Origin of the sequence: Alteromonas sp. C1M14 (genome assembly GCF_018860965.1) — a bacterium.
In the GTDB taxonomy this organism is placed as follows: Bacteria; Pseudomonadota; Gammaproteobacteria; order Enterobacterales; family Alteromonadaceae; genus Alteromonas.
Window position 1 is genome coordinate 1 of record NZ_JAHKQF010000018.1, and the last position, 24,908, is coordinate 24,908.

24 protein-coding genes and 1 rRNA gene are annotated in these 24,908 nt (G+C 45.1%); 15 read left to right on the forward strand and 10 right to left on the reverse strand.

The features are described from left to right. The first annotated feature begins 70 nt into the window (after nucleotides 1-70). A 5S ribosomal RNA gene (gene rrf, locus KO501_RS16450) occupies nucleotides 71-186 on the forward strand. 131 nt (nucleotides 187-317) lie between these two features. Here rrf and KO501_RS16455 read toward each other — a convergent pair. From KO501_RS16455 to KO501_RS16480, 6 genes are all read right to left on the reverse strand, one after another. After that, on the reverse strand, nucleotides 318-1,097 hold the full coding sequence (locus KO501_RS16455) for a transporter substrate-binding domain-containing protein (protein WP_216030791.1): 780 nt from the start codon (nucleotides 1,095-1,097) through the stop codon (nucleotides 318-320). Nucleotides 1,098-1,163: 66 nt separating this feature from the next. Then, entirely contained in the window at nucleotides 1,164-4,238 is a 3,075-nt protein-coding gene (locus KO501_RS16460; RefSeq protein WP_216030792.1) for an error-prone DNA polymerase, read from the reverse strand. Beyond that, nucleotides 4,239-5,618 (reverse strand): DNA polymerase Y family protein, encoded by a 1,380-nt coding sequence (locus tag KO501_RS16465; RefSeq protein ID WP_216030793.1) that lies wholly within the window; start codon nucleotides 5,616-5,618, stop codon nucleotides 4,239-4,241. Between the two features lie 5 nt (nucleotides 5,619-5,623). Then, nucleotides 5,624-6,310: a hypothetical protein gene (locus KO501_RS16470; protein WP_216030794.1), complete on the reverse strand. Its 687-nt coding sequence runs from the start codon at nucleotides 6,308-6,310 to the stop codon at nucleotides 5,624-5,626. Between the two features lie 181 nt (nucleotides 6,311-6,491). Continuing rightward, nucleotides 6,492-6,818, reverse strand: a complete 327-nt coding sequence (locus KO501_RS16475; protein ID WP_216030795.1) for a DUF1820 family protein — start codon at nucleotides 6,816-6,818, stop codon at nucleotides 6,492-6,494. 50 nt (nucleotides 6,819-6,868) lie between these two features. After that, nucleotides 6,869-7,465 (reverse strand): TetR family transcriptional regulator, encoded by a 597-nt coding sequence (locus KO501_RS16480; RefSeq protein WP_252728529.1) that lies wholly within the window; start codon nucleotides 7,463-7,465, stop codon nucleotides 6,869-6,871. 106 nt (nucleotides 7,466-7,571) lie between these two features. Here KO501_RS16480 and KO501_RS16485 point away from each other — a divergent pair, with 106 nt between their 5' ends. Continuing rightward, complete coding sequence (locus KO501_RS16485; protein WP_216030796.1) at nucleotides 7,572-9,209, forward strand: M28 family metallopeptidase; 1,638 nt, start codon at nucleotides 7,572-7,574, stop codon at nucleotides 9,207-9,209. Between the two features lie 63 nt (nucleotides 9,210-9,272). Here KO501_RS16485 and slmA read toward each other — a convergent pair whose 3' ends face one another. After that, complete coding sequence (gene slmA / locus KO501_RS16490) at nucleotides 9,273-9,860, reverse strand: nucleoid occlusion factor SlmA (protein WP_216030797.1); 588 nt, start codon at nucleotides 9,858-9,860, stop codon at nucleotides 9,273-9,275. A gap of 109 nt (nucleotides 9,861-9,969) precedes the next feature. Then, the gene (gene coaBC / locus KO501_RS16495; RefSeq protein WP_216030798.1) at nucleotides 9,970-11,172 is read right to left on the reverse strand and encodes a bifunctional phosphopantothenoylcysteine decarboxylase/phosphopantothenate--cysteine ligase CoaBC; all 1,203 of its coding nucleotides are present in this window, start codon (nucleotides 11,170-11,172) and stop codon (nucleotides 9,970-9,972) included. Between the two features lie 144 nt (nucleotides 11,173-11,316). Here coaBC and radC point away from each other — a divergent pair, with 144 nt between their 5' ends. The 9 genes from radC (at nucleotide 11,317) to mutM (ending at nucleotide 18,251) form a co-directional block, all read left to right on the forward strand. Next, on the forward strand, nucleotides 11,317-11,994 hold the full coding sequence (gene radC / locus KO501_RS16500; RefSeq protein ID WP_216030799.1) for a DNA repair protein RadC: 678 nt from the start codon (nucleotides 11,317-11,319) through the stop codon (nucleotides 11,992-11,994). 172 nt (nucleotides 11,995-12,166) lie between these two features. Further along, nucleotides 12,167-12,529 carry a hypothetical protein gene (locus tag KO501_RS16505; protein WP_216030800.1) on the forward strand — a complete coding sequence of 121 codons (363 nt, stop codon included), beginning with the start codon at nucleotides 12,167-12,169 and terminating at the stop codon, nucleotides 12,527-12,529. A 145-nt stretch (nucleotides 12,530-12,674) separates the two neighbouring features. Next, complete coding sequence (locus tag KO501_RS16510; RefSeq protein WP_216030801.1) at nucleotides 12,675-13,310, forward strand: YjbF family lipoprotein; 636 nt, start codon at nucleotides 12,675-12,677, stop codon at nucleotides 13,308-13,310. Next, entirely contained in the window at nucleotides 13,307-14,041 is a 735-nt protein-coding gene (locus KO501_RS16515) for a capsule biosynthesis GfcC family protein (protein ID WP_216030802.1), read from the forward strand. Before KO501_RS16510 ends, KO501_RS16515 begins: the two co-directional genes overlap by 4 nt. A 110-nt stretch (nucleotides 14,042-14,151) precedes the next feature. After that, a complete protein-coding gene (locus tag KO501_RS16520) occupies nucleotides 14,152-16,143 on the forward strand; it encodes a YjbH domain-containing protein (RefSeq protein WP_216031115.1) in 1,992 nt (663 codons plus the stop codon). A 300-nt stretch (nucleotides 16,144-16,443) separates the two neighbouring features. Further along, complete coding sequence (rpmB, locus tag KO501_RS16525; RefSeq protein ID WP_216030803.1) at nucleotides 16,444-16,680, forward strand: 50S ribosomal protein L28; 237 nt, start codon at nucleotides 16,444-16,446, stop codon at nucleotides 16,678-16,680. Nucleotides 16,681-16,692: 12 nt separating this feature from the next. Next, a complete protein-coding gene (rpmG, locus tag KO501_RS16530) occupies nucleotides 16,693-16,848 on the forward strand; it encodes a 50S ribosomal protein L33 (RefSeq protein WP_013786148.1) in 156 nt (51 codons plus the stop codon). 121 nt (nucleotides 16,849-16,969) lie between these two features. Continuing rightward, nucleotides 16,970-17,431 (forward strand): hypothetical protein, encoded by a 462-nt coding sequence (locus KO501_RS16535; protein ID WP_252728530.1) that lies wholly within the window; start codon nucleotides 16,970-16,972, stop codon nucleotides 17,429-17,431. A gap of 10 nt (nucleotides 17,432-17,441) precedes the next feature. Then, nucleotides 17,442-18,251 carry a bifunctional DNA-formamidopyrimidine glycosylase/DNA-(apurinic or apyrimidinic site) lyase gene (gene mutM, locus KO501_RS16540; protein ID WP_216030804.1) on the forward strand — a complete coding sequence of 270 codons (810 nt, stop codon included), beginning with the start codon at nucleotides 17,442-17,444 and terminating at the stop codon, nucleotides 18,249-18,251. Nucleotide 18,252: 1 nt separating this feature from the next. On the opposite strand, the gene coaD is transcribed toward mutM, so the two are convergent. Further along, nucleotides 18,253-18,750, reverse strand: a complete 498-nt coding sequence (gene coaD, locus KO501_RS16545; RefSeq protein WP_216031117.1) for a pantetheine-phosphate adenylyltransferase — start codon at nucleotides 18,748-18,750, stop codon at nucleotides 18,253-18,255. Between the two features lie 60 nt (nucleotides 18,751-18,810). Then, nucleotides 18,811-19,527: a 3-deoxy-D-manno-octulosonic acid kinase gene (locus KO501_RS16550; RefSeq protein ID WP_216030805.1), complete on the reverse strand. Its 717-nt coding sequence runs from the start codon at nucleotides 19,525-19,527 to the stop codon at nucleotides 18,811-18,813. Nucleotides 19,528-19,599: 72 nt separating this feature from the next. Between KO501_RS16550 and KO501_RS16555 the strand changes: the two genes are divergently transcribed. From KO501_RS16555 to KO501_RS16570, 4 genes are all read left to right on the forward strand, one after another. Continuing rightward, nucleotides 19,600-20,625, forward strand: coding sequence for a glycosyltransferase family 9 protein (locus KO501_RS16555; RefSeq protein WP_252728531.1), 1,026 nt, complete (start codon nucleotides 19,600-19,602; stop codon nucleotides 20,623-20,625). 157 nt (nucleotides 20,626-20,782) lie between these two features. Then, on the forward strand, nucleotides 20,783-21,199 hold the full coding sequence (locus KO501_RS16560) for a hypothetical protein (RefSeq protein WP_216030806.1): 417 nt from the start codon (nucleotides 20,783-20,785) through the stop codon (nucleotides 21,197-21,199). Beyond that, complete coding sequence (locus KO501_RS16565; RefSeq protein WP_252728533.1) at nucleotides 21,196-22,371, forward strand: hypothetical protein; 1,176 nt, start codon at nucleotides 21,196-21,198, stop codon at nucleotides 22,369-22,371. Before KO501_RS16560 ends, KO501_RS16565 begins: the two co-directional genes overlap by 4 nt. A 1-nt stretch (nucleotide 22,372) precedes the next feature. Then, nucleotides 22,373-24,859: a bifunctional diguanylate cyclase/phosphodiesterase gene (locus tag KO501_RS16570; protein ID WP_216030807.1), complete on the forward strand. Its 2,487-nt coding sequence runs from the start codon at nucleotides 22,373-22,375 to the stop codon at nucleotides 24,857-24,859. Nucleotides 24,860-24,908 lie beyond the last annotated feature (49 nt).

The window sequence follows — 24,908 nt, forward strand, 5'->3', positions numbered from 1 at the left end:
AGTTAGAGTAGTAGTTACTCTGATTGACATTGATATCAAGCTTTCCGAAATTGTTAAACAAAGTTTTTTGCCTGGCGGCAATAGCGATGTGGTACCACCTGATCCCATTCCGAACTCAGTAGTGAAACGCATTAGCGGCGATGGTAGTGTGGGGTTTCCCCATGTGAGAGTAGCACACCGCCAGGCTCCCAATTCAAGAAAAAGGCCACTCATGCGAGTGGCCTTTTTTGCGTTTGGGGCACGATAAAAAAACACAGGCAATTTAATTATCAAAGGCCTCAGTACGGCTTTTAGGCCATCGAAAGTAATCTGTTTGTTTAGCATTTATCAGTATTAGACAGGTAGGCTATCACCTCACAACGGGACTTAATGTCGTATTGTTGTTTTATCTTTTCGATAAGCGCTTGGTGGTTTTGCAAAAAGCCGTTGAATTGCTGCAATAATGCGGGATGGTTTATGGTGGAAAGCATAAAGCCTACATTATTGTGAGGGAGTGATAAATCTAACGTTAGGTTTGTTAGTTCAGGTACCCTGCTAGCGTAATAATGCATCACGTGGAACTCTAAGTTCACGGCCTGAACTTTCCCTGTTTGCGCATAAAAAAGTAAGTTTTTTATATTGTTTTCATGTACGACGTGTATTTGCTTTTCTTCAATACGTTGCTGCCAGTTTACTGGGGTGAACCCTTTAGGGATCCCTAAATATTTTATTTGATCCATCCCCAGTCCCAAATGACTTTTCTGTACAACGGTACCGCCGAAAGCTTCTACAATGGGTAACGAAAAATACTTATCTTTGGCAGCAGTGACAGGGTTATACCAAGCGGGATTATCTGGGTAGACAAAATCTATACTTCCTTTTTTTAGTTCACGCTGTAAACGTACTATGGGCATGGCATGGTAAATAAACTCATGTCCAGAGTGTTTCGCAAAGGCTTGCAGTATTGCCCATGCTAATCCTTTATCTCGTTGTGAGGTAAAATCGTAATGGGGGTAGTAATGGATATCTTGAGCACCAATGATAAAGGTTTCTGCTCTACCCAGATTGGCCATCATCAGTAAGTAGGAAAGGGTTAGTAATCTGATAACCGTATTCATTCGATTTCAATGTTATTAGTATTATGTTTAGATAATAAACAATAGCAGTGTAAATAGTAAACAACTTCAATGGAAATCTCGTGAACTTACAGCCAAATCCGCTAACCATTGGCTTCTGTCTGTCAGTTTTCCCGCAATAATATGTGTAACACCTTCCGGCGAGCGTTCAAGGATCCCATCCACCTGTAGAATATGTGATTTAAGATAGGCTTGCTGCTGATGGCGAGCCGTGGCTTGCCACACCACCACATTCATATTGCCTGTATGATCTTCTAAGGTAAAAAATGTTGCACCAGATGCTGTACCTGGTGCTTGTCTGCCGGTGACGCACCCTAAAACATGTACCACTGACTTATTGTTTTTGTGCTGCAAATTTTCAGCAAACGTGTACGTAGACAAATTTTTATGTTTAAGCAATAACCCAATAGGATGGGTGCGTAACGACAATGAGGTTGAGGCATAATCCTCTATTAGGGTGTCTTTCTCATTTGGCGCAACGTCTAGGGTAAGTTGCTCATCATTGGTGTTAAATAGGGGAAGTGAAGCCTGACTATCCATCATTGCCCAGCGCGTTTGATAACGGTTTCCAGCAATAGACGAAAACGCATCGGCACTGGCTAAGGCTGACATATCTCGTTGGTGATGATAGGTCTGGCGCACTTCCTGTATCGATTGATAACCTTCCTCTGGGCGGTGCTTTACGAGTGAGGTTGCTGCTGCTAGGGATAACCCATTTACAATACGAAAGCCTAAACGTATGGCTTTTTTACCTTGGTCATAAACCAAACTATGATCATAGTCAGAGTGATTGATGCATACCGGTAAGATGGTTATATTGTGGCGCTTTGCGTCTTGAATCAATTGGCTGGGAGTATAAAAGCCCATAGGCAAGCTATTAAGTAAGGCAACAAAGAACTCCACAGGAAAATAATATTTTAACCAGCAAGAAACATAAGTCAGCACGGCAAAAGAGGCGGAGTGGGATTCAGGGAAACCATAGCCACCAAAACCTTTTATCTGTTCAAACAATTGTTCGGCGAAGCGGTTTTCATAGCCTTTTCTTGTCATTCCATTGATCAGCTTTTCTTTAAATTCGAATATACGTCCGTTTTTCTTCCAGTTAGCCATGGCGCGGCGTAGTTCGTCTGCTTCTCCCCCGGAAAAGCCAGCGGCAACCATGGCGAGTTGAATTACTTGTTCTTGAAAGATCGGTACTCCCATGGTTCGGGACAAGACATCGCGTACAGCCTGTGAAGGGTAACTGATCGCTTCTTTTCCGTGTCGTCTTAATAAATAAGGGTGAACCATTTCTCCTTGTATTGGCCCGGGTCTGACGATGGCGATTTGAACAACCAGATCGTAATAACAACGTGGCTTTAGGCGAGGTAGCATGGTCATTTGTGCGCGAGATTCAATTTGAAATACACCCACAGTATCGGCACGACATATCATGTCGTAAACTTGAGGATCGTCACCTAAGGCGGTAATAAACGGAATAGACACCGGTATATCGAATTGCTGATTTAGCAAATCAAAGGTCTTTCTTATGGCTGAAAGCATGCCAAGGGCAAGAATATCTACTTTTAATAAACCCAGGGTTTCTAAATCGTCCTTGTCCCATTGGATCACGGTACGCTCGTCCATCGCGGCGTTTTCCACGGGCACCAATTCGTACAAGGGGCCAGAAGAGATCACAAAGCCGCCTACATGCTGTGAAAGATGACGAGGAAAGCCTAAAATATCATCCACTAGGGCAATGAGTTGACGTATTTTTTTTGACGTCACATCCATGCCACAAGCTGCTAGTTGGGCTTTCCAAGGAACGGTTTTATCCCGCCGATTAATGTTTTTTAGTGTATAGCTAAGCTGGGATTCGGCTAGACCCAAGGCCTTGCCAACTTCTCTAAAGGCGCTTTTAAAGCGGAAGGTGATCACGGTGGCGGCCAAGGCCGTTCGTTCCCGTCCATATTTTTCATAGATGTACTGAATAATTTCTTCTCGACGACTATGTTCAAAATCTACATCAATGTCCGGCGGTTCATTACGTTCTTTTGAAATAAAACGTTCGAATAGTACGTTGATCTGTCTTGGATCTACGGCGGTAATTTCCAAGCAATAACACACCACAGAATTAGCCGCAGAGCCTCTACCTTGGTAAAGAATGTGCTTTTGTTTCGCATATTGGACAATGTCATAAATGGTGAGAAAGAAATATTCATACCCTTGGGCTTCAATCAGCTTCATTTCTTTTTCAATGATCCCGCGAATGTTGTTACTGATCCCTGTGGGGAAGCGTTTAAGAATGCCTTTTTCAACACATTCGCGTAAATAGTTTATGGGAGTCATCGAGTTGGGTACCACTTCTGCTGGATACTGATAGCGCAGTTCATCTAAGGTAAAGTGGCACTGGTTCGCCAGTGTTAGGCTATTAGTGATCCATTGATGGGGAAAAAGCTTTTCTAGTTTACTGATATTTCTTAATGTTCTTTCCCCGTTTGCTAGGGCTTTAGTGCCTAAACTTTCTACGGTGGTATTTTCTTTTATCGCATGCAATACATGCTGTAGGGGCAGCCTGTCTGGGTGATGAAAAAGAACATGGGAGCTGGCGATTATTGGAAAGCCATACTCTGTATGTAAGTTATCGACCAGCGCAAAGTGTTCGTTGTCCCAACTATCAAGATAACGCGGGGCGGCAATCCAGGTTCTGTCTTTATGATAGGTAAATAACCATTTTCCCCAATGTTGAGTTTGGTTGTTTTGATTTTGAGGCAGCCAAATAATGAAGCAGTGCTTGATGGATTTTAAATCCCACTCTGCAAGATGGTATTCGCCTTTAGGGCTGCGCCTTCTGGCATTGGTGATAATACGACATAATTCTGCGTAAGCTTGTTTTGTTGGGCATAAAAGTACGCACTGAAATGAGGTGTCGAGGGAAAAGTAACTACCGACAATCAGGTTAATGGGTAGATTATGGCGTTTTATTTCACTGTATGCTCTTACGATGCCCGCTACCGAGCATTCATCGGTTATTGCGATAGCTCGGTAGTTAAGAAAAGCCGCGGTGGTGACTAATTCCTCAGGGCTAGATGCCCCCTTTAAAAAACTAAAGTTGCTTTGGCAAACCAGCTCGGCAAAGGCCATTTACACATACCACCCATTAATGAACCAGCGGTTATCTTCCCTAAAAATTTGCATGCGCTGGCCATGTTGATTTTTTGCTATGTAATAGTCCCTTTTATGTTTTTCATCACTCCACCATGCAGTTTCAACCCGAACAGGGCCGAACTCAATTTTCGGTGTGCCACTTAAGGGGGCTGGCTGCTTTAATACGACTCCGGGTAAGTCGCTGTAATAGCGGGTTAGGTGAGTCATGGTTTTGCTATCAGGCTGCATGCGATGATCATAAGGCCACTTAGGGGTGTTGATACTGCTTTCACCTAGTCGGGCTGCCAGCTTTCCTGCTAGTTGCTGGCGGGCAAAAATGTGTCGCCGGTTGTGGAAAAAATCGTTGTCTTGACCACCGACTTCCTGCAAGCCTAGGGCAGTAACCTGAAAGGATATAACAGGGGCAGACAAAATGAGTGTGGACAATTTAAGGGTGATTAGTTGTAGCCATTCGTCATCAGAAAAATATAACGTGGCTTTTCGTATTGTCAGTTCGGTGGCCTCGGCTTCACGATAATGCAAGGTTAACTCAACAGCTTGCGTGGCTTTATTACGTAAACGTAGAAATGTCCCCATCCGCTCTATGACTTTAGTCATGTAAGGCAACAAATGCTGGGTGTTTTCTATTTCGAAGGGCACCGTGATGTGTTCATCGAATTGTTCTGGCGGATGATAAAAAAGACGTTGAGGATAGGTTTCTCCTCGACAGGCATACAAGTATTGCAACAGTTTATTGTCGAAGCGTTTCCCTAATTCTGTACCGGGTAATTCGAAAAGTTGGCCGACGTGTTTGACCCCCGAACGGGCCAGAGAGTGATGTTGTTTACTAGATAAAAGCAAACGGCTTAAAGGTAAGCTATAAAGTGCTTTTTTAATATCCGCTTGTTGTGTAAAAAACCTATTGGTTTGTGCCCGCGCCAACGCTTCAGCAGCCTCAGGTGTCCAAGCCGAGGCAAAATGATACTGATGTTCTAGTTGGCTCAATAACGACTTAAGGGCAAACCACACGTTATTTACTCCTCCGTAATACCGTGTCAGGGTATCGATTCTAATGGTCAAAGAATGGGGAGGAATAAGGGCTATTTCTGCGGCACATTGATACAAGCTGCAAGCGAGATAATTAAGCAGTTGGCGTTCTGTTTGTTCACAGTAGTCAGTAATACGTAACGGAGTGGTGAGAGCCGCCGCTTCGGCCAGCCCCATACCTATTTCTATGCCGGCCTTTTTTGCCGAATGGTTCAATTGTTTAATTTCGTTTGAAGATGCTTGGTAAACCACCCAAGGATCTTCACTGTTTATTGCTTGGGCACAGTGCTCAAGAGACAATTGATAGAAATGTAGGTGCAACCACAGCATGTTAATTAACCCCTGAGTGTGGAAGCCGCAGTGACAGAAGAGCCATAGCGTCCCATCATATCGTGCAGTTTTTGATTATTAGGGGTGTAAGAAAAGGAAAAGTAGATGTCGTCCTTAGCCCATCCGCCTTGTTGTTTATGAATATCGACCTTCAGGCCTTCTTCGGTGGCATACAAGGAGAGATCTAAGGGAATGGGTAAAGCGCGTCTGGAGCAGGACAGGGCTTCGTAAATAATTACCTGGCAATGATGCTGTTCGGTGGCCACCTGAAGACGGCGAGCTTGTTTCGGTGAAAGGTTATTAACCCATAAAAAAACACAGTGGCAGGCACCTGAACGGATACTTTCTTCTGCGCTCCATTTACTGAATTCGTCTGTGGTATCGATTAGCCAGCAGTGTATAGGCTCAACCCCTAAGTTTTTTAACCACGGAGCAAGAATATGCCCAGGGGCGTTAATAAAGGTAATGAGTTTGTCTGCAGGCTTTTGCCCTACCAAGTGTTTTAAAAAAGACAGTTCGCCAGTGCCTTGACGGGCACGAATACGGATAACTCCCCACTCAGGAAAGCCGCCAGATAGCGCCGTGTCTAAGTCGGCTATGCACGTAGGAACGCGCTTAGCCAATAAGCTAGGGGATTGGTTTCCCCGCCAGACAGCGGGATGTTGCTCAATCAAAGTCAGTGATTTTGCCATAATATTTTACCTGTATGTATATACAGTATTATAGGCAAATTTATCTCACCTTCAATGGTCTTCTGTTTGAATAACAACGAGAGTAAGGGGCCAGGTAGCCCCTCGAACTTCATATTAATGTAGGAAGGTGTAGTTTAAATAGGGAGTAAAAATAAAGTAAGTGGTTACTTACTTTTGAACATTAATCTTTTTTCGGCGTATATATCGGGCTTGGTAAAGCCGTGACCTTATCGGACAATTTAGTAATCTTTGCACTACCTTGTTTTTTCACCGCATCGATGCGCAACACATTGTGCATGGGCACATAAGTGCGTTCTACATCTGCAAACTCATCTTTTAATTTTTCGTGACTGGGATCTAACACCAAGCTGGTGTGGGTATCCCAAACAAACTCACCGATTTCTACGAAGCCAAACAAACTACCTTGACTGACTTCACGTACATAAAGCTCATAACGCTCGCCGTTACTGACAAACTGAATACGATAAAGGGGTTCATTACTACTCATGAAATCACCTGTTGATACCTAGTTTAGGGGGCTGATTTTACGGTTTTCTGTCAAACCTGCAATGGGGTGAGTAGGGCTTCTGTGGCGATAATCATTTCTTCTGAGCTTTCGGCAAGGATACCATTAACGGCAAAACCCTGAACATAGCTGGTAAGCTGCAGTGCCGCCGACTCAATATTGACATCGGCTTTTATTTCATTGGCTAAGCGGGCTTTTTCTAGGCAGCCAATAAAATCCAGTTGTAGGCGATCAAGATAATGCCGACCCATTTCGCGGACAACATCGTCTTGTTTACCGAGTTCACAGACACAGTTAATCAATAAACATCCTCGGCTATAGACGAGGGGGATGTAACGTAAAAAGAAGGTGTTGATGGCAACAATGCCTTGGTGGTTTTCCAGCTCACTAACGATGGGCAGCAGTTCATTTTGTTGGTAATAGTTCAGCACCTTATACAAAAATTGCTGTTTAGAACCAAACTCTAAATAGAACCCCCTGCGATTAAATGCAGTACGGGAGATAATTTCATCCATGACAGCACCATGAAAGCTGTGTTCGAGAAAAATCTCCACAGCCTGTTGCAGTATATTATCTATATCGTACTGAGCGCTTCTGGGCATAATAAAAAAGTAGGTAGTGATTACCATTAGCCTAGCGCAAACTAAGTAACTATCAAGGCTGATGTCATACACCTTGCTTAAATGAATGCCTGGGGTAACATGCCTAGGATTTATACACCTAACGAAGATAGTTATGATAAGAAAAATGATATTTTGCAGCTTGTTGGCTGTTATGACATTAAAGGCTTTTGCCCAAAGCGAGGTGACAACCTCTAGTCAGTTTTCCCCGGATACGAATCGTATTAAGTCCCATCTGTTTTTTCTGGCAGATGATTTACTTGAAGGGCGAGATACGGGGTCTCGGGGCCATGATATTGCAACGCTGTATATCGCTACAGAATTTGCTAAATATGGTTTAACGCCGATGGGAACCGAGGGATATTTCCAGCAGGTACCATTTCGAAAAGCTAGCTTGATACAGGATTCGCCCAAATTGGCTTTCCAGTTTGGTGATGATACGGTTACGTTAGATTACCCCAAAGACTATATTACCAGCCCAGATCTCTTGGCGACGACGTCATCGCTTAAGGGGGAAATGGTCTTTGCTGGCTACGGTATCGTCGCCGACGAGCTAAACCATAATGATTATAAAAATTTGGATGTATCTGGCAAAGTTGTGGTGATTTTGTCTGGTAAACCCTTGTCGTTTCCTAGCGAAGAAGGGGCCCATTTGGCTTCCGGTTACCAGAAAAACAAATATGCAGCTGAACGTGGCGCTATCGGTGTCATTACCCTTTCAACGCCCATTCGAGAAAAAGTCAGGCCTTATCAAAGCTTACTCAATTACATTCATACTCCCCGTATGGCATGGTTAGATAGCAACGGCGAACCGGCAAATACGTTTGCCCAAATTAAGAACTCTGCTTACCTTAGTCGCCCTGCGGCAGAGACGTTATTTGCCCATGCGCCTCAATCTCTTGAAAGTATTTATCACTTGCTAGAAGAAGATAAAGTGCCCGAGGGGTTTGATCTTCCCGGCACGGTGGAAATGTCAAAGCAGAGTTTGCACTCGCAAATATCCAGCCCTAACGTGGTAGGTATGATTGAAGGCACAGATCCGGTTTTAAAAAATGAATATGTGGTGTTTTCTGCTCATTCTGACCACATTGGTTTTGCCAAAACAGTGAAAAAAGACAACATTAATAATGGGGCCATGGATAACGCATCGGGCACGGCGGTGATGTTGGAAACAGCGAGGTTATTTAGTGGGTTAGCGGAAAAACCGAAACGCTCTGTATTGTTTGTTTCTGTTACCGGAGAAGAAAAAGGACTACTTGGGGCCGATTATTTCGCTCGTAATCCCACCGTACCGCTAAAATCTATGGTGGCGAACGTGAATTTGGATATGCCTATTCTGACTTATCCCTTTGCGGATGTGATTGCCTTTGGGGCCAGCCACAGTGACATGAAAGCCTCGGTGGAAAAGGCAGCAGGCAACGCGGGTATTACCCTAAGTCCTGATCCCTGGCCCCAGCAGGCTTTATTTACCCGTTCTGATCATTATGCTTTTGTAAAACAGGGAATTCCTGCAGTGTTTATGGTGCCGGGGTTGACCTCAAAAGACCCGAATATCGACGGAGGCAAAGCATTTGGTCAGTTTTTAGCGACCCATTATCACAAGCCTAGTGATGATACGAGCCAGCCATTTAACTGGGATGCGGCGAAAACCTTTACGGAGGTAAATGCTGAAATTGGATATACGTTGGCCACGCAAGAGAAAGCCCCGAAATGGAATGAGGGAGACTTTTTTGGTAACACCTTTGGGCAGTAGGTTTTAGATATGAAAAAGGTAAGGGCTTAGCCCTTACCTTTAATATTTGTTCAGGTTGTAAGGTTAGATAAAAACCTGTTTAAGTAGGTGCCACTGTTCGTTGAATTGCTCAGTGGGTTTGCGGGTAAAGCCGCTGCGAATAAACTGGTTAATTCGCCCATCAACATAGCAAACCATCAGGTTTGCAATTACCCCTTCCTCGGCAGCAAGAGATTTCCCTTCACGTAGCTTTCGCTCTCGCAATATTTGCTTAAGCTGGGTTTCAAGACGTTCGAACAGTTTGGCTATCCGTGCCCGTAGTCGGTCTTGCTCGCCCATTAAGGCATCGCCATTTAAAATTCGGGTAATCCCCGGATTTTTTTCTGCAAAGCCCAATAAAAGGTGCAAAATCAGCTGGCATCGAGCGGCAGCATCTTTTTCTTCGTTCAGAATTTTATTAATACGGGAAAACAACGTTTCTTCAATGAATTCTATCAGGCCTTCAAACATGCGGGCTTTACTAGGAAAATGCCGGTAAAGTGCTGCTTCTGATACTCCCACTGTTTCTGCGAGTTTAGCTGTTGTTATTCTTTGGCCCTGGTGAGATTCCAGCATGCCAGCCAGCGCTTGTAATATTTGCGCACGGCGATTTGTTTTTTTAACTGCAGGCATAACGCGAGTAATTCCTCCGTTTCAGGGTATAAGAAGTTACCCCATTCCATATTAAAGTGGCCGGTGTACGGTTTTTATCTCAATAAGAAGGTTATCGACACCATAACCATTATGTTGACAGTTTATTGTACTGTTCTGTTATTAATGTAATTAGTGACCTAGCGATATTAACCTTGCTATCTGGTGGCAGGTGCGTGTCGCCATTGCGCCAAATAACATGAAGGGCATTCTCTTCACTGTTAAAGCCCAACCCTTCTTGGGTTATATCATTAGCCGCAATCATATCGAGTTTTTTGTTTGTTAACTTTGCCCGGGCATAGGTTTCTACATCTTGGCTTTCTGCGGCAAAACCAACAGTAAATGGTCCTTGGGGTAAAGCGGCAACGTTTTTTAGAATATCAGGGTTCTTAACAAAAGTAAGTGTTAACTCATCATTGGATTTCTTTATTTTGTTTGGTGCCACTTCTGCCACCCTGTAATCGGCCACGGCAGCTGCGGCAATAAAGATATCAGCATCTGTTATCTCTTCCATCACTGCGCTAAGCATTTCTGCAGCAGTATTGACGTAACGGCAAGTTACGCCGGGAGGGGGCGATAAAGAAACCGGTCCAGAAACAATCACTACCTTGGCTCCTGCTTGATGAGCCGCTTGAGCTACAGCATAACCCATTTTACCTGAGCTATGATTTGATAAATATCGTACCGGGTCGATGGCTTCTCGGGTAGGACCTGCAGTAATGACTACCTTATTGCCGGTTAACTTCCCAACAGGCACCTGATTAATTAGCGCAAGCACAATGTCTTCGGGTTCTGACATTCTGCCTGGACCGGTATCACCGCAGGCTTGTTCGCCTTCAGCAGGACCAATAAAGTGTATGCCGTGGTGTTGTAGACGGTTAAGGTTATTCTGAGTTGCCGGAGCGCGCCACATTTGCTGGTTCATTGCCGGCGCTAAAAAGACCTTGGCGGTGGTGGCTAGATACAAGGTTGATAATAAGTCGTCTGCTAAACCATTGGCTAATTTAGCCATACAATGAGCCGATGCTGGTGCAATCAGCAGTATATCTGCCCATTTAGCCAGTTCAATATGGCCCATGCCAGCTTCAGCTTGCTCATCTAATAGTTTACTGTGCACCACATTGCCGGATACGGCCTGTAGAGATAACGGGCTTACGAATTCTGCCGCGCCATGGGTTAATACCACCCGAACATCAGCCCCTTGAGCTTTTAATTTGCGTACTAAATCAGGTGTTTTATAGGCCGCGATCCCACCTGTTACACCCAACAGAATCTTTTTATTGAACAATTGCATAGGCTAGTATTTGAGCAGTTTGATAATAGTAAGACTACCAGATGTTTGAGTTCACCGATAGCGCCAACAGTCGATCTGGTAATCAAGCCAGTAGAGACAAGAATGTGATGTTTGTACTCTGTGGGCAATGTGAAGGGAGACGCTATGACCGAATTACAATGTTGGCCTTTATCTGAACGGCCACGGGAAAAACTACTGACAAAAGGCCCGCAAAGCTTATCCGATGCCGAGGTACTAGCGGTGTTGTTTGGCAATAGTGCCGGAGGCCAAGGGGCGCTTATGTTAGCCAATACACTTATCGACCGGTTTGGTTCCTTACGCAATATTATTCATGGTACCCAAGCGCAACTGTGCGACATGCCCGGTTTAGGCGAGAACCGATATGCCCAGATTACGGTGGTATGGGAGATTGCCAAGCGAGTGCTCGAAAGTCCGTTAAAGCGCCAACCGGTGTTTCAGCAGGTCAGTGAGGTAAAAACGTTTTTGCTGACCACATTACGGCACGAGAAAAAAGAGCACTTTGGGTTATTATGTTTAAACAGTCAGCATCACCTTATTGCCTTTAGGTTGCTGTTTTCAGGCACAATTAATGCCGCTGCTGTGTATCCTAGAGAAATTGTCAGGCAGGTTATTGACGATAATGCAGCCGCGGTTATTTTGGTCCATAATCATCCCTCTGGCGTACCAGAACCTAGTGATGCTGACATTCGGCTGACCAAGGACGTTTCCCAAGCGTTGGCATTAATTGATGTCAGCGTGCTCGATCATTTTATTGTAGGGGATGCCGGAGTAGTATCTTTAGCACAGAAAGGATTGATGTAATTATCAACCTTGCTATACTACCGAAGCGATCCTTGAAAATAGATCGTCGGCGATCCATGTGATGAGCATGTGAAACGTATTCATTTTACGACCTAATTATGCCTAGAGAGTAGTCTCATTCTGACAAATGCTTTAGGATAGTGCGTCGGTGGATTTTATAGAAAGGACAATTATGAAACAGTCATTAATTTCATTAGTCATCGGTGCCACTATGGCATTTGGTGCAGTTGCACAAGATGTATCTGGCGGAGAAGCTTCTGGGTCATCAGCTGTTGGTGGTTTAACTGCCGGCGCCGTTGCAACAGGCGTCGTTGGTATCGGCGTACTGGCTGCAGTAGTAAGTAACAACCGTGGTTCATCTGTTGTTGATGATTCTGATGAAGCAAGCTGTGATGGTGATGATGGATTGGTAGACGGCGTCTGTGTCGGTACTACTACCACAGTGACAGATACAGTTACGGTTTCTGGTACTAATACCATTACTGTTACTACTCCTATTACTGTGACATATACTTATTTACCTACTGTACAGTAATAACTTGCAGTATTCTGAAAGCCGCCCCTCTATGGAGCGGCTTTTTTATTTCTATGGCTCCTTCCGGTGATCTCATTTCAAAAATCGTATGATGCTAATAAGTAATTTTCGACGCACCTTTTTCATGCTTGTTACGTGCTTGCTGATGTTCAGCTGTTCAAGTACCAACAAAGCTTATTATGACACCCTTAAATTGGCGTTTACCCAAACGGACAACACCGTATCTGCAGAGCAGATCAGGCAAAGTCGTGCTGATTTACTTGGGGTAACTCACGGAGAGCGAGCTCAGGTAATCATGGCACTGGCATTTATTGAAGATAATGCCTACAAGTGGGTCTCTGCGGATCACGCTATATTAACCATGCATTATGGGTTAATCACTCACACTTACGGCTTTGAAAACGACAGTGTGTATCATCAGGGGCAAGGGACGAACCCTCTGGCCGACAGTGTAATTAGCCCAGTTAGTTGGACATACACCACCGACATTGAACACTATGGGTATGGGCTTGATATTGAAACGCAGTGGCAGCGTATGGGAGATGCCACAATAAACATTTTAGATCATGATTTTGCCGTTTATATGGTGGAGGAATCGGTGACGTATCCTCAAGTTACACCTTATATTGATATTCACAGACAGTGGACAAACCGTTTTTGGTTTAGCAAAGAAAACGGTGAATTATTGCAGTCTGAACAGCAGGTTTCGCCAGTTGGCGAACCTCTTAAGATGGTTTTTCTAAGTCGGGCGCAGCGCTTAATTGACGAGGTGGCACAATGATAAAACGTGCTTTGATTTTTTGCTGTTTGCTGGCCACCATGTCGTCTGTACAGGCTTCAGTGAACGTGACGGTAAATGGCCAGCAGTATCGTTATATTAATCCCGTTCGCTTATCGTTAGTGTTACATACGGTGGGTAAGAATGGTCAATGGTATTGGCCTGCTTGTGCGATTTACAGTACCCAAACCGAGGCCGTGGAAGCCCAAAGACAAGCAATTCTTCAAGATATTGATGCTTTGGCCTATGCGCTTAAGCCTACCGATGAAAAAGCCATGGCATTAAGTGCATTGGGCCGACAAATTGCTAGCTGGAAGCTGGCGAAGCGGCTGCCGGTGGATATTCATTTTGATGCTGCGCGTTTAGATGCCTCTAAAAACCCCATGTTACAGCCAGGTAATTATATCTTGTCTTTGCGCGGACGACCCCAAGAGGTGTGGGTAAGTGGTTTGGTGAATACCCCAGGCGCTTACGAGTATCAAAATACGATGGCACCTTTTGAGTATGCAAAGGGTATTGAACGTCGCGCTGACGCTGATCCTGATTACGTCTATGTTATTTCACCGCGGGGTGAAGTGAGTAAGCAAAACATTGCGTATTGGGGTAAGTCTTTTTCTCAGGTTATGCCGGGCAGTCAAATTTATGTGCCACTTTTTAGCTGGCTATTGTCACCGGATGTGGATGAACTAAACAGAAAGATAGCCGAGTTAGCGGTTCACAGGGTGTTACCATGAAGTTGTTGAATGTATCGCGCAGCCGTTGCGCACTGGCGGTGGCCGCCGCCATTTTCAGTCAAACCGCCCGCAGTGAAGAACCGGTAACCTTGTCTGTTACGCCTTCTCAAATGGTTCAGGGCGGAACGGGCCTTATTCAAACTCCTACCTCCCGTATGGGCAAGGCGGGAGATCTTTATATTAATTATACCGACAATGAAGAATATCGATTCTGGTCGGTGAATTTACAACTCTTCGATTGGATGCAAGCCACGGCTAGGTATACCGACGTGCGTACTCAATTGTACAGTGACGTCGAATCCTTTAGCGGCGATCAAACCCTTAAAGACAAAGGGTTAGACGTGAAGTTTAGGCTTTGGAAAGAAAGTTACTATTTGCCTGAGGTGTCGCTTGGTTTTCGCGATTTTGGGGGCACGGGCTTTTTTGAAAGTGAATATGTCACCGCATCTAAAGCGTATGGTCCTTTTGATCTTCACCTTGGACTTGGCTGGGGGTACTTGGGTACCTCAGACGATTTCACCAATCCTCTGTGTAAAATTAAAGACAGTTATTGTGAGCGTCCTACCGGGTATTCTGGCGAAGGCGGAAAAATTGATTACGAGCAGTTTTTCAAAGGGTCAATGGCGGTGTTTGGTGGATTGGAGTATCAAACGCCTTGGGAGCCTTTAAGCTTAAAGCTGGAATTTGAAGGTAATGATTATTCCCAAGATCGGGCCGGCGAATTAGAGCAAGATTCTCGCTGGAATATCGGCGCTGTTTATAAATGGAAAGGCTTCGACTTTTCCATGAATTACCAGCGGGGGAATACGTTTGGTTTTGGTGTGAGCTATCGCTTTAATATGAATACCTACAAGCAGGTTAAAATTGATAAGCCGCCAAGGGATATCACCAATGTAGCGCCACCTGAAAGCCTCGTTAAAATGGACAAAAAGCAGCTTTATCGCGCCTTGGCCTATGATTCAGGATTTATCTTATCGGATGCAGATATTACCGAAGACAGAGCCATCTTCTACGGTAACCAAATTGCGTACCGAGACAAGGACGAAGCGACTCAGCGTATTGGCCGAATTGCGGCGGCAGAGCTGCCCGATTCCGTTGCGTCATACCATATTGTGGAAAACGCCGGTAGGTTACCCATTGTGGATACCGTCATCGACGCCAAACGCTTTAAAGTCGCTGCAAAGTATGAAGATATTGAAGCGGATATTACCGATACGTATACACGCCAAGCACCAGATAGCGATGTGTTAGCGGCATACGATCCCGCTAAAACCAGTGGATTCTTCTATTCAACGGATTTCTTCTATACCCAGACGTTTGGTAGTGCAGAAGATTTCTATCTCTATCAAGGCGGGCTTCTGTTTAGTGGTGGTTATGCCTTTGATGAGAACTGGTCGGCCATTTCTACCATCCGTACCACCTTGTTCGACAACTTTGATAAGTTTAACTACACCATCGATCAGGCAGACTCTACGTTACCGCGGGTACGTACCTATGTGCGTGAATACGTAAGCAATGATGTCTGGTTAGATAGCGCCTTCTTACAGTGGAATGAACAGTTGGACAACGACTGGTTCGTACAAGTTTACGGTGGTTATCTGGAAACCATGTATGGGGGTGTAGGTGGTGAAGCATTGTGGCGTCCTGTGGATAGCAATATTGCCTTTGGGGTAGATATTAACTATGCCAAACAGCGTGACTATGACAGTCAAACAGACTTCTTTGATTATGACGTCATTACCGGCTTTGCCAGTGTTTACTGGGAACCTGAATTTTTGCCAGATACCTTGCTTACGATAAGTGCTGGGCAGTTTTTGGCAAAAGACAAAGGGGTTAACATCGACTTTGCGAAACGCTTTGACAGCGGCATTGTGGTTGGCGCCTACGCGGCATTCACCGATGCGTCGTCAGCAGACTATGGTGAAGGTAGCTTTACCAAAGGTTTCTATATTTCCGTGCCTTTAGATTTGTTTACTTTAACACCATCAAAAGGACGGGGAACCTTCCCTTGGGTACCAATTTCCCGAGACGGTGGTCAAATGTTAAATCGCCCAATCCGGTTGTTTGATTTTACTAATACTCGATCCTCTTTTTACGACTGATCGACAAGTTTTATGAAAGATCTGCGATCAGATCGTTACAGGATCGTTTTTAGGTGCTATTATGCGCCCCCAATTGTGCTCAGTGCAGGCATAGTAGGTTGCCTGAGTACCTAGAGATATAGCGGGTAAAGCAAAAAAAGTGGTTTCAATAAAGGTTTTTGGCCTTTTTTGTTGAATTATGCTTCGTTTTGCTGTATAAAATGCGCCCTCTTATTTATCGTTATATCGTCAACTGACCCAGAAGACTTATTAGGTGGGATCGATTGGCGCGACAGTTTTGTAGTTCTGGAGACAAATACAATGTCAAGAGTATGCCAAGTTACTGGTAAGCGTCCAGCGGTAGGTAACAACCGTTCGCACGCGCGCAATGCGACTCGTCGTCGCTTTTTGCCGAACCTTCAATCTCACCGTTTTTGGGTTGAGAGCGAAAACCGTTTCGTTAAACTGCGTTTGTCTGCTAAAGGCATGCGTATTATCGACAAAAAGGGTATCGAATCAGTATTAACTGATATGCGTGCCCGTGGTGAGAAAATCTAAGGAAGCCTAACAATGCGTGATAAAATTAAATTAGTTTCTTCTGCAGGTACTGGCTTTTTCTACACCACAGATAAAAACAAACGTAACATGCCTGGTAAAATGGAAATCAAAAAGTTTGATCCCGTTGTACGTAAGCACGTTATGTTCAAAGAGGCAAAAATCAAGTAATAAAACTTGCTTTTGTCTCCATGAAAACCCAGCTTTGGCTGGGTTTTTTGCGTTTGGTGTTCGGGTAATATCTGCGTTACTCTTGAGCGTACTCATTGAATTGAACTAAAAACCATACCCTATGGCCAGAATTTCCCAGCGGGCAATGAATAACGTGGTTATCTTTGCCATGTTAATTATGATTGCGCTATTCAATATTGATCAATTTCTACCTCAACAAGCCAGTCAGGCCATCGTGCCTCTTGTGCCTACTGATGCCTATATTCTGAAAATTGAGCAAGGCCAAAACCAACTCGTTCGCCAAGGACAGAGCTGGCAGCAGGTGGCGTCGTCAGGCGACATCAAGGCGACGCCACAAGCACAACTAAGGGCTTGGCAACAGGCAGTGTTAGAAAGTACAACAATGGCTCAGGGCTTCTCTGAGGAGCCATTGATCGTGGTGGTGTGGTTAGCCGGGCAATCTGATGGACAAGTGTTCGCCTTTTATCCTCAGCCAGAGGCAACGTATGTACGCCACAACGACCAGTGGTTTACGCTGGCTAATACCACTTTGACCCAGTTGCTGCCGTGGAACATTAACTAAGAGAGAACGTATGCCTGAATTACCTGAAGTTGAGGTAAGCCGCTTAGGGATCACACCCTGGCTTAAAGACCAAACCATTACCCGTGTTATTGTCAGAGATAAGCGGTTGCGCTGGCCGGTGCCACAAGAGGTGCAATTGGCCTCTGGTCAGGTTATTAAACAGATTCATCGGCGGGCAAAATATCTACTGATAGAAACTGACCTTGGCAGTATTGTCATGCATTTAGGTATGTCTGGTAAGCTGCGGGTAATCGACGCTAATTATCCCGTGGCGAAGCACGATCATATTGATATCGTGCTGGCATCAGGTAAGTGTTTGCGCTTTAACGATCCTCGTCGTTTTGGGGCGTGTTTATGGCAACCGGTTGGCGATACTTTACCGTTACTGACCAAGCTAGGGCCAGAACCCTTAACCGAGGCCTTTAATTCTGACCATTTAGTGGCCTTAGCAAAAGGAAGAAAGTCACCGATTAAGTCGTTTATTATGGATAACGCTGTGGTGGTGGGTGTGGGGAATATCTACGCCAATGAGGCGTTATTTTTAGCGGGTATTGACCCCCGTCGCGCTGCCGGACGAGTTAGTGTAAAGCGGCTTGAGGTCCTTACCCAAGCCATAAAAGCCGTGCTAGCCAAGGCCATTGAACAAGGTGGGACAACGTTAAAAGATTTCGCTCAAAGCGACGGTAATCCAGGCTACTTTGCCCAACAATTACAAGTGTATGGTCGTGCTGGCGATGAGTGCTTGCAATGTGACACGCCAATTAAAAGTGTGGTTATAGGGCAACGAAATACGTTTTATTGCCCTTCATGCCAACGTTAAATTACGCTTTTGGATCTTTGTTGCGTAACCGTTCGATAAGGGCTTGTTCTACCACAGGGTGACAAAATTCACTGACCTTACCATTATGCAGAGCAACCTCTTTCACCAGGGTGGATGAAATAAAAGAGTTTTCTTCTGAGGGGGTTAAAAACACGCTTTCCAACTTTGGATTTAACCGCCGGTTCATATTCGCGAGTTGAAATTCATACTCGAAATCTGACACTGCCCGCAGCCCACGAATTAATATGGTGGCATCAATTTCATCGGCAAATGCTGCCAATAAACCGGTAAAGCCTTGCACTTCCACATTGGGCAACTTTCGGGTCACCTCCGTGATCATTTCTACCCGCTCTGCTAACGTAAAGAGGGGTTTTTTACTGGGGTTGGCCGCAATGGCGACGATCACATGAGAGAACATTTGTGAGGCACGTTCAATGAGATCGGCATGCCCATTGGTAATGGGATCAAAGGTGCCGGGATAAATTGCTCTTGTGTGCATAGTCATAGGCTTACTCATGGGTTCCGTATTGGCCATAGCCAGTATTTAAATCGCTGTTCATCATGCCCCTTTGAGACCTTGTAAGAAAGAGTCCCAATGGGCTTTCTGCCAGAAAAATTGTTCATGCTTGGCTTTTTCTTTCTCTAATGAGCGTAAAAAGCGGGCAATGTTATCACTTTTCCATTTATCACCCTGTCTAAAACCACAGCGATCAAAATCGATAATCCATACCTTTTGTGCTTTATCCACCATGACATTTCTAACATTCAGGTCGTGGTGATAAACCCCAGCGTCGTGCATTTGCGCAACGGCATTGCCTACGGCGTACCATTGATTCGATGACAAGGGCTGACGGCATAACACAGCATGGAGATCCTCGCTATTGGGGATCATGGCGGTGATTAAGTCGCCCCGATACACGCAGCCTTGGCGTTTTACATGTACGGCAATGGGTTGGGGAACAAGTAGATCCCGTTGCCGCATTGCTTTTAACAAGCGAAATTCCCTAAACGGGCGGGTTTTTTCTAGCCCAGCAAATAAATATTGATCAGATAATACTTTGCCAGGTAGCCCTCCCCGCTGATAATGACGCAAAACCAATGTATCATTATTGGCTTTAACAAACAGGGTCGTGCCTCTGCCTTTTGCTTGTCCGGTCACCGCATTCTGACTTTCCCAATAGGCAGGATCAAACCAATCAAGGGTCAAATTTGGATATGCGTCGCTATCCATCATGACATGATGGCCGTTGCCCATGGAAATCTGTTTTATCGTCATGCTACATCGTTAATGTGGTAAATTGTCCATTGTAATGAAAATTTCATAGTTTTCAGCCTTAGAGGTGATTCCTTGAAGAAAAAGATTTGTTTGATGAGGTTGTCTGCCATTGGTGATTGTTGTCATGCAGCAGCGTTAGTCCATCGGATAAAAACACATTGGCCCGATGCACAGCTTACTTGGATTATAGGTAAGGTCGAGTATCAATTAATGAAAACCTTGCCGGATGTACGCTTTATCGTGTTTGATAAAAAGCAGGGAAAAGCCGCGATACGTCAATTACAAGAAGCGGTAAAAGACGAGCATTTTGATGCCTTACTGATGATGCAGGTGGCGCTGCGGGCAAATCTCGCCTCCCGGGTGATTAAAGCAAAAGAACGAATTGGTTTTGACTGGGCGCGCAGTAAAGAATTGCATTGGCTATTTGCCAATAAACGGGTGGCTCCCCACAAACACGCCCATGTACTTGATGGCTTTATGGATTTTGGCGATGCCCTTGGCGTGCCGGCACAACAGCCGCCTCAATGGCATATTCCTGTGCCCGCAGAAGCAGAAGAAAAGGCCAATGAATTAGCCAAACGACTTGGGCGTTATGCTGTGATTAGCCCTGCTGCCAGCAAAGAAGAACGTAATTGGTTACCAGAGCGTTATGCCGAAGTGGCAGATTATCTTCGGTCTAAAAATGTCGCGGTTATTTTGTGTGGCGGGCCCGCGAATATGGATAAATCGCTAGCTACGGCTATTTTATCTTATACCGGCAACATTAATGAAAACCTTGTTGGGCAAACCACCCTGCATGAAATGCTGGCGATTTTGCGTAATGCTAGTTTGGTTATCGCCCCTGATACCGGGCCTGCACATATGGCTACCACTGTCGGCACGCCGGTTATTGGTTTATATACGCATTCTAATCCACGCCGCACAGGCCCTTATAACAGCCTTGCACACGTGGCCTCAGTATACGATGAGTGTATTGAAGAGCAAAAAGGCAAAGGGTGGGAAAAGCTACCTTGGGGGAGCAGAGCTAAAGGGAAGAAATTGATGTCTCGGATTACAACCAATAGTGTAGTAGCATTGGTTGACCAGTTGTTAGATTAAGCGGAGTTAGCTCTTTTTTACGATAAAAAAATCGCGAAAAAAGCACTGTTTATCTACACTTAACGTAAGCAAGAGTCACAAAGACACATTTCTTAAAATGAGGTGTCAATTGTTCAACCTTTTCAGGCAGTGGTTTCGAACCGGATGTTGCGCCACGATGCTGCGTTTTTACGCCGCCAGCTTTGCCATATGTGTTGCTTTCCCTGCTTTGGCCACAGACGTCAAAGTGATCTTAAACCCCGAGTTAACCCAGACGTCACTTTCCCATACCGAGGTACGACAAATATTCTCCGCACGGCAGCAGTATTGGAGTGACGGCACTAAAATTACTGTTTATGTACTTGGCTCTAATACCCCTACACACCAAGTGTTTTGTCGGGAAATATTGCGGATCTTTCCCTATCAATTAGAACGATTATGGAATCAAATTATTTATTCCGGTCAAGGTGACAGACCTGTAACAGTCGATTCAGAAGCCGAAATGATTGATGCTGTTGCTCGTACGCCAGGCGCCGTCGGTTATGCCTATCGAGGTGTCATTCATTCAGGTGTTCAGGAGGTCGCGATACAATGAAGATCAACAAGTTGATAGCGGTTCCTTTTCTTGTTTATACCAGTATGTGCTTGGCTGAATCATCCTTTAGTTGGCACGGTTTTATTGCCCAAGGTGTCAATCAATCTATCGGCAGCGACTTTATCAGTGAAGATGACGAAATTAGCTTCGATCTCACTGAAATTGGCCTGAATATGCGCTACGACATTAATTCGTCGCTAGCGGTGGTGGGGCAAGGTGTCTATTTAAATGGGGGGAATCGCTATGAACGTGGGGCCCGGCTTGATTATCTGTTTGTCGACTGGCATTTACCCAAACTCGGTCATTGGGACACCCACATGCACCTAGGGCGTTTTAAAAGCCCCCATTGGTTGTATTCTGCTACCCGAGACGTGCCCCAAACCCGGTCAACCATCGTATTGCCGCAATCGGTTTACTTCGATAACTTCCGCGATGCGGCGTTAGGCAGTGACGGCGTACTGATACAGTTAAGCCGACCTTCAGAGCAAGGAAACTTGCGACTAAACTGGAGTTACGGCAATGCGCCAATGAGCAATTACCAAACAAAAGCGTTATTAGGGGAATTTGCCCAAGGTAAATTAGAGCAAGACTTTGTTCAGCAAGTCAGTGTGTATTGGCAGCCCCCCTCGTTAAATTGGCAAGTTGGCGCCAGCTGGCTTGACTCCGATTTTACTTATAATGCTGTGACCGACGATTTTTTAGTGGATGGTGGACGTTCAGTACAGTTTTATACCTTGTCTGCAGTGTATTATTCCGAGAATTGGGAGTTTACTACCGAATTTCAACGCAATACAAAGCAGGATTATGGCGGATTTAGTCCATCCTATTTCCTTGAAGAACACGGTGAAGGCGGATACGGCCAGTTTAGGTATATGTTTAATAACAATGTTAGTGTGCTGGTCGGGTACGACTATTTCGTAGCTGACAGAAACGACCGTGATGGAAAAAAACTCGAGGAACGTTCACAAGGGGTGATCCCTGCGTATTTTGGTTACATGAAAACTACCACCGTGGGCGTGCAATGGGAGCCGCTTCCTCAATGGCGGGTGCAGGCAGAATACCATTGGGTGAATGGCGCCGGACGGCTGACAAGCGTTCCTAGTCCCGGAAACACCCCGTTCACCGAGGAATACTGGCAAATGTGGGCAATCCAAGCAATGTACAGGTTCTGAAATGAAAGTCAGGCTGTCAATTACCACCAAGTTAATTACCGTTGTCATCGTGATGATGCTGTCGGTGACGGTGGCTATTGCGGTTATGCTTATTGCCCAGTCTCAATCATCAATAGAGCAGCAACATAAAGACTTTCAACTTAAAAATCAGCGCCAGTTAGGGTTAATGGATCAACTGTTATCCGATCGCTTGTTGGTGTGGGTAGAGACCTTTTCACGCTGGGGTAAAACAGAAACCCTGTCACAAGAACAACTGGTACAAGCGCTGGAAGAATCAAAAGATGCTTTAAATGTTAGCTTACAAATCAGCGACATGTGGTTATTTGGGGCGAATGGCTCGTTACTGCTGGGCAATACGCAAAATATGCCCGATTTTGTTCCGACCATGGAACGAGAAACGGGGAATACCATGCGTCCTCAGGATCGGTTTCAATGTGACACCCGATGCTCTCGGTACATTTCGGCCCCCATTATGATTGCCGGGCAAGAAGTGGCAGTGTTGGTGTTAAGCTCAAGTTTTAATGAATTATTAGCGGCGCTCTCGCAGTTTTCTAGTGCCTATCGCATTGCGGTAGTGGAACATGCCGGCTATACCACAAACAACATAAAGCTAAATATTGTTAGTCGCTTGTCACAAGATAATTACGATCTTATCGGTGATATTTTGTCTAACCTTCCTGCCACGGCCACCACCAGAAGCATGGTGGAAAAGGGCGCCTTGGTAAACCAAGATAATCGCTACTTGTTAGTCAGTTTGTTACCCATGTCGGAAGTGGTGACGCAAGACTATTACATTGTTTTTGTTCGCGATATTTCTGAGCGTATTGAATCGGTCAACGAATATCAAAATCGGGTTATTGGCACCTCTATTGGTTTGTTTTCGCTGTTCACCTTAGTGTTGTTACTGATTATTCAGCAATACAAACGAAAACTGGTACGACTGGCCGAACGGCTACCCTTGTTAGCCGAACAAAATTACCAAGAATTCAAATATTTAAGCCCTAAACACTACAAGCGAACCAAGCAGCGATTTCCTGATGAAATCGATTTGTTAGAAGATACGGCCACCGATTTAGCCAAACAACTTGAAGAGCAAGATACCAAGCTAGCGGCATCCAATGCTCAGCTTGAAAATATGGCCATGTTTGATGGGTTAACGGGTTTGCCGAACCGCACCATGATGACCTTCCAGATTGAAAAGCAGGTGGCAGCGATTACCCGTGAACGGGGGTTGGCGGCAATTCTATTTCTTGATCTTGACGATTTTAAAAAAGTGAATGATAGCCACGGCCATGATGTCGGCGACCACCTAATTTTTGCCGCCGCAGAACGTATTACCCATGCGGTGGGAGAGCATCATTTGGTGGGGCGCTTTGGTGGCGATGAGTTTGTGGTACTGCTTGATGATGCCAAAGACAAAGATGAGGTAGAAAAAACAGCAGAACGGCTGTTGAACGCCTTTACTAAGCCATTAGATGTGGACCACCTTACTTTTTATATTTCTACCAGTATTGGGGTCGCCATCACCAATCAACCTGAAACTTCGGCTATGGAATTACTACGCCACGCCGATATCGCCATGTACGAAGCAAAAGCCCAAAAAGGGGCGGTGTTTAAGCTTTACGATGCGTCGATGAATATTAAGGTCATGCGTAAAGTTGAACTGGAGCAAGAGGCCCGGGTAGCATTGCGAGAAAACCAGTTTAGCCTAGCATTACAGCCTCAGGTGAATATCAGCACTTTCCAGTTAGAAGGCTTTGAAGCGTTAATTCGCTGGTATCACCCGGTAAAAGGCTACATCTCGCCGGGCGTATTTATTCCGCTGCTAGAAAATACCCCATTTATGCTAGAGCTTGATTACTGGGTACTAACCCGCTCCTTGCGCATATTAAATGAACTCAGTACCAGTGGTTATTCCCACCTTAAAATGGCCATTAATATTTCAGGCGCCCAATTTACCGATGCCACATTGCCGCACTTCTTACGTCAGCAATTATCTTTGTATGAACTGGCCCCGGAAAAAGTGGAGTTAGAGTTAACCGAAACCGCGCTGGTCTCGGATATGGATTCGGCCATTGATGTTTGTAAAGCTCTGCAAGATATGGGCTGCCTAGTGGCCATTGATGATTTCGGTACTGGTTATTCATCGTTCAGTTATCTTAAAGCGCTACCGGTAGATTATGTAAAAATCGATCAATCTTTTATTGCTGGCATGATGGACAACCCCGAAGACAGTAACATTGTTAAATCGAGCATTTCTTTGGTGCGCAGTTTAGGGCGCACGGTGATTGCGGAAGGGGTAGAAACCAAAGAGCAGTTAGATCGCTTGAATGAATTTCAGTGCCATCAGGCACAGGGGTATTTAATTAGTCCGCCCATTCCGGAATCCCAATTATGGGAACGGCTGGACAAAAATGTCAGCAACGGCCAGTGGAAGCCTGTTGGCCAGAATAGCCGTACAGATGGCCAGCATCAATTCGAGTTTTAACTTGCTCTTTTAAAAGGGCTTTTCTCTTCTTTTACACGGGTTGACTGTA